This window comes from Streptomyces lancefieldiae (genome assembly GCF_031845825.1).
Taxonomy (GTDB): domain Bacteria; phylum Actinomycetota; class Actinomycetes; order Streptomycetales; family Streptomycetaceae; genus Streptomyces; species Streptomyces lancefieldiae.
This window is the reverse complement of the sequence record NZ_JAVRFH010000120.1, coordinates 1-7,012: the sequence shown is the minus strand read 5'-3', so window position 1 is coordinate 7,012 and position 7,012 is coordinate 1. Positions and strand designations below refer to the sequence as shown.

Genomic DNA, 7,012 nt, shown 5'->3' with positions numbered 1-7,012 from the left:
GCCCCCGACCCACCACCCCACAGGCAGCGCAACCCGCACGCACCCCCACGCACCCCGCTCAGAGCCCCTGCTCACAGCCCCCGTACCGCCCGTGCCACGCGCGTCCCCAGCGCCGCCCGGGGCCCGTTGTCCGGCGCGCGGCGGCGCGGATGGACCGTGTTGGCGAGGAGGATCGCGAACGTGTCCGTGGCCCGGTCGAGGACCAGCATCGTGCCGGTGAAGCCGGTGTGCCCGGCCGCCCCCCGCCCCGCCAGCTCCCCCATGAACCAGGGCTGGTCGAGGGCGAAGCCGAGCCCGGGCTCCGTCAGCAGCAGTTCCACGAAGTCGGGACCGAGAACGCGCGCCGGCCCGTACGACCCGCCCGCCAGCAGCGCACGGCAGAAGACCGCGAGGTCCCGCCCCGTCGAGAACAGCCCCGCATGCCCGGCCACCCCGCCCAGCGCCCACGCGTTCTCGTCGTGGACGACACCCCGCAGCATCCCCCGGTCCGCCTTGCCCCACGGCCGCCGCTGGTCCTCCGTCGCCGCCGCGCCCGGGCACGGCCCGAAGTGCGTCGCCCTCATGCCCAGCGGCCGGGTGATCCCGTCCCGGACGAGGACGTCGAGACCACGGCCGGTGACGCGCTCCAGGACCTGCTGGAGGAGCAGCATGTTCAGGTCCGAGTAGCAGTACGTGCCGGGCACCCCCACCGGCTGCTCCGCCCGCAGCCGGCGAAGCCGTTCCGCGTCGTCGGCGCAGTCGTACAGCGGGAGTTCGGGCCGCAGCCCGGAAGTGTGGGTGAGTAACTGCCGTACGGTGACGTGGTGCGCGGCGGCGCCCCGGAAGTCCGGCAGGTAGGCGCCGACCTCCGCGTCGATGCCGAGCGTGCCCCGTTCGATCTGCTGGACGGCGGCGACCGCCGTGAACAGCTTCGTCAGGGACGCCAGGTCGAAGGGCGTGCCCACGGTCATCGGCACCCGGGACCCCTGCGGGAGTTCCACGCCCCTGTCGGCGCCCGGGTCGTAGGACGCGTACCGCACGGCCCAGCCCGCCGCCTCCTCGACGGCGAGCACGGGTCCACGGCCCACGGCCACCACGGCGCCCGCCGCCCAGGGCCGTTCGCCGGTGGTGAGGCCGTGCACCTCGTCGACGACACGGCGGAGCTGCTCGGGGTCGAGGCCGGCCCGCTCCGGGGTGTCGCTGCGCAGTCTCGGAGCGCTCAGCTCTCTTCTCCCTCCGAAGGACGACGGCACATCCCCACGAAGCAGGCGAGCGCCACCAGTGCCGCCACCAACTGCACCACGGCCATCGGCAGCGCCGTGTCCTCCCCCGCGATCCCGACCAGCGGTGAGGCGACGGCGCCGATGAGGAACGAGGACGTGCCGAGCAGCGCGGAGGCGGAGCCGGCCGACTTCTTCACCCGCATCAGCGCGAGCGCCTGGGTGTTGGGCAGGCTGATCCCCATCGCGGACATCAGCACGAACAGCGCGACGGCGACGGGCGCGAGACCGACGTCGCCGAAGACACCCAGGGACATCAGCAGCAGCGCGGTCGCGGCGGCGATGACGATCAGCAGCCCGATGCCCAGCACCCGGTCCAGCCGGACCCGCCCGACCAGGATCTTGCCGTTGATCTGTCCGGCGGCGACCAGGCCGATCGAGTTGAGGCCGAACAGCAGGCTGAACGTCTGCGGGGAGGCGCCGTAGATCTCCTGGATGACGAACGGGGACGCGGAGATGTAGGCGAACAGCGAGGCGAAGGCGAAGCCGCCCGCGAGCATGTACCCGGTGAAGGCGCGGTCGGCGAGCAGGCCGCGCATCGCGCGCAGGGTGTCGCCGACACCGCCCTCGTTCCGTTCCCCGGCCGGCAGCGTCTCGGGCAGCTTGGCCCACACGACCCCGGCGAGCAGCACTCCGACCACGGTGAGGAGGACGAACACGCCCCGCCAGTCCGTCACCCGCATGATCTGACCGCCGATGAGCGGCGCGACGACCGGGGCGACACCGGAGATCAGCATGAGGGTGGAGAAGAAGCGGGCCATGGCCACACCGTCGTACAGGTCGCGGACGACGGCCCGGGCGATGACGATCGCGGCGGCGCCCGAGAGTCCCTGCGCCAGCCGGAAGGCGACGAGGAGTTCGACGGTGGGCGCGAGCGCGCACAGGGCGGTGGCGAGGACGTAGACGGCGAGGCCGGTCAGCAGCGGGCGGCGGCGGCCCCACTTGTCGCTCATCGGTCCGACCACGAGCTGGCCGAGCGCCATGCCGGCCAGGCAGGCGGTGAGCGTGAGCTGGACGGTCGCGGCGGACGCGTGCAGGGACCGGGTGACCTCCGGGAGCGCGGGGAGGTACATGTCCATCGCCAGCGGCGGCGTGGCGGTCAGGCCGCCGAGGATGAGTGTGACCAGCAGGCCGGTGCGGCGGGTGGCGCCCAGCGAGCGGGCGACCGGTCCCGTTTCCGGTCCGGCCGCCTGCGCGGGCAGCGAAGCCTTCGGTGCGGCGTCCGGCGTGGTGGTCGAAGTGGTGGCCGCCGTGGTGTCGGGTGTGGTGTCCGGTGCGGTGTTCCTGTCCGGTGACGTGTGCGGTGACGTGTGCGGTATGGACGGCCCGCGCTCGGGCATGTGCCCCTCCCTCTGGTTCAGGTCCGGCACCTATGCTCTCAGCTCGTACAGACATGAACGAACAGACTCGAACGAACCTGAGCGAGGGTGGGACAGGGTGTCAGCGGTGACCGGGCAGAAGGTGCGCTGGGGGATTCTGGCGACCGGCGGAATGGCGGCGAGGTTCACGGCGGATCTGGTCGATCTGCCGGACGCGGAGGTCGTGGCGGTGGCGTCGCGGACCGAGGCGTCGGCGAAGGCGTTCGCGGAGCGGTTCGGGATACCGCGCGCGTACGGCGACTGGGAGACGCTGGCGCGGGACGAGGACGTCGACGTGGTGTACGTCGCGACCCCGCACTCGGCGCACCGGGCCGCCGCCGGCCTGTGTCTGGCGGCGGGGCGGAACGTGCTCTGCGAGAAGCCGTTCACGCTGAACGTGCGTGAGGCGCAGGAGTTGGTCGACCTCGCCCGGGCGCGCGGGAGCTTCCTGATGGAAGCGATGTGGATGTACTGCAACCCGCTGGTGCGGCGGCTGAAGACGCTGGTCGAAGACGGCGCGGTCGGCGAAGTCCGCAGCGTCCAGGCGGACTTCGGGCTGGCAGGGCCCTTCCCCGCCGCGCACCGGCTGCGGGACCTGGCGCAGGGCGGCGGCGCACTGCTCGACCTGGGCGTGTACCCGGTGTCGTTCGTGCAGCTGCTGCTGGGTGAGCCGTCGGACGTCGCGGCGCGGGCGGTGCTCTCCGAGGAAGGTGTCGACCTCCAGACGGGTGCGCTGCTCTCCTACGAGGGCGGTGCTCTCGCCTCGGTGCACTGCTCCATCGTCGGCGGTACGCCCAACTCCGCCTCGATCACCGGTTCCAAGGGCCGCATCGACGTCCCGAACGGCTTCTTCTTCCCGGAACACTTCGTGCTGCACCGGGACGGCCGGGACCCCGAGGAGTTCCGGGCCGACCCGGCCGACGGCCCCCGGGACAGCCTCGCGCACGAGGCCCGGGAGGTGATGCGCGCCCTGCGCGCCGGTGAGACCGAGTCCCCGCTGGTGCCGCTCGACGGCACGCTCGCCGTGATGCGGACGCTGGACGCGATCCGGGACCGCGTCGGCGTCCGCTACCCGGGAGAGACCGGCGAGGCGGGCAGGTCCCTGGAACCGGTGGTCACGCCGGCTTGAGCCCCTGCTCCCCCACCTCCGTCACGAAGGACGCGGCGGTCGTCAGCGGCGCGCCCTGCGTGGTCACGTGGGACACCGTCTTGAAGTCGGCGCGCGCCAGCTGACGGCCGAGGGAGACGGTCGCGTAGCCGCGCCGCCCGTTGAAGAACCTCAGGTGCGGGTTGGCGGCCATCAGGGTGTCCCAGTTGGACGGCTTCTCCGAGCCGTCGCGGCCACTGGTGACGGAGGTGGTGACGATCTCCGTGCCCAGCGTCCGGGAGTCCGGGTCGGAGAAGTCGCGCTTGATGTCGAAGCCGTAGTGCACGTGCACGTCGCCGGTGAGGACCATCAGGTTCTCGATCCCGGCGGCCTGCGCGCCGGCCAGCACACGCTCGCGGGAGGCCGGGTAGCCGTCCCAGGAGTCCATGGAGACCTTGGACGGCAGGGTGGTGGAGTTGTACCGCCGGGAGAAGGTGACCTGCTGGGGCACCACGTTCCACAGGGCGTCGGACCGGTGCCAGCCGTTGATGAGCCAGCGTTCCTGGGCGTCCCCGGTCAGGGTGCGGCTCGGGTCCTCGGACTCGGGGCCGGGGAACTGCCAGCCGTCGCCGTAGGCCTGGTTGGAGCGGTACTGGCGGGTGTCCAGGACGTCGAACTGGGCCAGCCGGCCCCAGTGCAGGCGGCGGTAGAGCTTCAGGTCGGGGCCGTCGGGCAGCTGCGGGCGGCGCAGCGGCATGTTCTCCCAGTAGGCGCGGTAGGCGGCGGCCCGGCGGAGCAGGAACTCCTCCGGCGGGACGCTGTTCTCCGGGGTGTCGTCGGCGTAGTTGTTCTCGGTCTCGTGGTCGTCCCAGGTGACGACGAAGGGGTGCGCGGCGTGCGCGGCCCTGAGGTCGGGGTCGGACTTGTAGAGGGCGTACCGCAGGCGGTAGTCCTCCAGGGTCACCGTCTCGTGGTTGAAGAGGGCCGGCAGGGTGCCCGCGGGATAGGCGCGGGAGCCGCCGACGTCGTTGACGGCGTACTCGTAGAGGTAGTCGCCGAGGTGGAAGACGACGTCCACGTCCTCCTGGGCCAGGTGCCGGTAGGCGGTGTAGTGGCCCTCGTCGTACTTCTGGCAGGAGACCAGGCCGAAGGTGAGGTCGGAGACCCGGCTGTGCTGGGCGGGTGCCGTGCGGGTGCGGCCGACCGGGCTGATCCAGCGGCCGGCGCGGAAGCGGTAGTAGTAGACGTGGCCGGGCGCGAGGTGGTCGACCTCGACGTGCACGGTGTGGTGGAACTCGGGGTGCGCGGTGGCGCTTCCCCGTCTGACGACGCGCCGGAACCGTTCGTCGAGGGCCAGTTCCCAGCCGACGGTGACGCGCTCGGCGGGCAGTCCGCTGTCGGCCTGGTACGGGACGGGGGCCAGGCGCGTCCACAGCAGGACGGAGCCGGGCTGCGGGTCGCCGGAGGCCACGCCGAGCGTGAAGGGGTCGGCGGTGAGCCGGGCCGCGTCGAGTTCGGCGGCGCTCGCGGTGCCGGCGGCCGGCAGGTTCACGGAGAACGCGAGCGCGGCGGCGGCGCCGGTGACGGTCAGGAAGCGACGGCGGCCCAGGTGGCGGGCGGCGGCGCGCAGTTCGGGCGCGTGCGAGGGCTGTGCCGGGGCCGTGGCCGGGGCCTGCGCCTGGCGGTTCGCGGGTGTCATCCGTTTCCTCCCCTTGCGGTGGTTGCAAGGGGCATTCGACGGGCCGAGCACGACTCCCTCTTGGCGCGGACATGGCGATCTCATGTCGGAAGGATGAGTTCCGGATGATCCTCCGCGCGTACGCTGCCGCCTCATGAACACCGTGAGAACCACCGACGAGGAACAGGTCGGCAAGGAAAGGGCGCAGCGCGTCGCCGTCGTCACGGGCGCCGGATCCGGCATCGGCCGGGCCGTCGCCGTCGAACTGCTCACCACGGGCTGGGCGGTGGTCCTCGCCGGCCGCCGCCCCGAGCCCCTGGAGGAGACGGCCGCGCTCGCACCCCCCGGCACCACGGCGCTGCCCGTGCGCGCGGACGTGTCCCGGCCGGACGACGTGGCGGCCCTGTTCGCCGCCGTGCGCGACCGCTTCGGCCGGCTGGACCTGCTGTTCAACAACGCCGGGACGTTCGGCCCGGGCGGCGTGCCGGTCGAGGAGCTGCCCTACGAGGCGTGGCGGCACGTGGTGGACACCAACCTCAACGGCGCGTTCCTGTGCGCCCAGGCGGCGTACCGGCAGATGAAGGAGCAGCGCCCGCGGGGCGGCCGGATCATCAACAACGGCTCGATCTCGGCACACACGCCGCGCCCGCACTCGGTGGCGTACACGGCGACCAAGCACGCGTTGACGGGCCTGACCAAGTCCCTCTCACTGGACGGCCGGCCCTACGGCATCGCGGTGGGCCAGATCGACATCGGCAACGCGGCGACCGACATGACGGCCGGCATGCAGACCGGCACGCTCCAGGCCAACGGGGAGACGGCACCCGAGCCCGTGATGGACGTCGCCGACGTGGCGCGCACGGTGCGGCACATGGCGGAGCTGCCGCTGGAGGCGAACGTGCAGTTCGCGACGGTCATGGCGACGGCGATGCCGTACGTGGGGCGTGGCTGAGCGGGCACACCGGGCGCCGCCGACTCGATCTATACAAACGGAATTTGAAAGTCCGCAGTATGGCGACCGGTGGCGGGCTTATGCTCGACTCTCCTTCACCAGAGCTCCACATACGGAGTGTTGGTCTTCGAAAGCTTCACGGACCATACCGAGGGGGGAGGCGGCAGCCGTCGCGCCGCACCGGCTGGGGGTGGATCCCGCGGAGGACCGCGGGATGCGCACCGGTGGGCGCGAGGGCTGCCGCGCACGACCCGCCCTGCTCGGAACGGGCTACGCCTGCCCGGTCTCGAACCGTGCGATCCGGCCGTCCCCGTCCACGGTGAAGTTCCACCGCGTCCGCATCTCGCCCCAGGTGTCGTTGCGGTAGCGGGCGATGAGGGCGCGGCCCCCGTTCGACTCGTTGTCGACCTCCATGTGGCCGTGGGAGGAGAAGATCTCCTGGTCGATCCACTGGGCGAGGTCCCGGTCGTCGCCGTCGTCGGCCATGGTGGCGTCCGGGGCGAGGAGCGCGAGGAAGGCCTCGCGGTCGTGGGCGTTGACGGCGGCGACGAAGGCGCGGACGGCCGGGTCGCTCAGTCGCGTGGTCTGAATCGTCATGCCGGTCATAACAGTTCACGTCGACTCCTTCGCGGACGACAGCGGCTCACCTCCCCACCGTCCCACCGTCGCACCCCGGAC

General features: G+C 72.3%; 6 protein-coding genes. 2 read left to right on the top strand and 4 right to left on the bottom strand.

Annotation, left to right across the window (positions count from 1 at the left end; translation table 11 throughout):
* Positions 1-71: 71 nt before the first annotated feature.
* A complete protein-coding gene (locus RM812_RS40180; protein ID WP_311585646.1) occupies positions 72-1,232 on the bottom strand; it encodes a serine hydrolase domain-containing protein in 1,161 nt (386 codons plus the stop codon).
* Positions 1,199-2,599 (bottom strand): multidrug effflux MFS transporter, encoded by a 1,401-nt coding sequence (locus RM812_RS40175; protein ID WP_311585644.1) that lies wholly within the window; start codon positions 2,597-2,599, stop codon positions 1,199-1,201. Before RM812_RS40175 ends, RM812_RS40180 begins: the two co-directional genes overlap by 34 nt.
* Positions 2,600-2,705: 106 nt before the next feature.
* Between RM812_RS40175 and RM812_RS40170 the strand changes: the two genes are divergently transcribed.
* Positions 2,706-3,746: a Gfo/Idh/MocA family protein gene (locus tag RM812_RS40170; protein ID WP_311585642.1), complete on the top strand. Its 1,041-nt coding sequence runs from the start codon at positions 2,706-2,708 to the stop codon at positions 3,744-3,746.
* Here RM812_RS40170 and RM812_RS40165 read toward each other — a convergent pair.
* Positions 3,733-5,403, bottom strand: a complete 1,671-nt coding sequence (locus RM812_RS40165; RefSeq protein WP_311585640.1) for an alkaline phosphatase D family protein — start codon at positions 5,401-5,403, stop codon at positions 3,733-3,735. The genes RM812_RS40170 and RM812_RS40165 overlap by 14 nt on opposite strands.
* A 133-nt stretch (positions 5,404-5,536) precedes the next feature.
* On the opposite strand from RM812_RS40165, the gene RM812_RS40160 reads away from it, so the two are divergent.
* Positions 5,537-6,334: an SDR family oxidoreductase gene (locus RM812_RS40160; protein WP_311585638.1), complete on the top strand. Its 798-nt coding sequence runs from the start codon at positions 5,537-5,539 to the stop codon at positions 6,332-6,334.
* A gap of 270 nt (positions 6,335-6,604) precedes the next feature.
* Here the strand turns inward: RM812_RS40160 and RM812_RS40155 are convergent, their stop codons facing one another.
* The gene (locus RM812_RS40155) at positions 6,605-6,931 is read right to left on the bottom strand and encodes a nuclear transport factor 2 family protein (protein WP_311585636.1); all 327 of its coding nucleotides are present in this window, start codon (positions 6,929-6,931) and stop codon (positions 6,605-6,607) included.
* Positions 6,932-7,012: the final 81 nt, after the last annotated feature.

What these genes read in the sequence shown, in the direction of transcription:
- RM812_RS40155 (WP_311585636.1), bottom strand. Translation starts at nt 6,931, where the DNA reads ATGACGATTCAGACCACGCGACTGAGCGACCCGGCCGTCCGCGCCTTC.
- RM812_RS40175 (WP_311585644.1), bottom strand. Translation starts at nt 2,599, where the DNA reads ATGCCCGAGCGCGGGCCGTCCATACCGCACACGTCACCGCACACGTCA.
- RM812_RS40165 (WP_311585640.1), bottom strand. Translation starts at nt 5,403, where the DNA reads ATGACACCCGCGAACCGCCAGGCGCAGGCCCCGGCCACGGCCCCGGCA.
- RM812_RS40160 (WP_311585638.1), top strand. Translation starts at nt 5,537, where the DNA reads ATGAACACCGTGAGAACCACCGACGAGGAACAGGTCGGCAAGGAAAGG.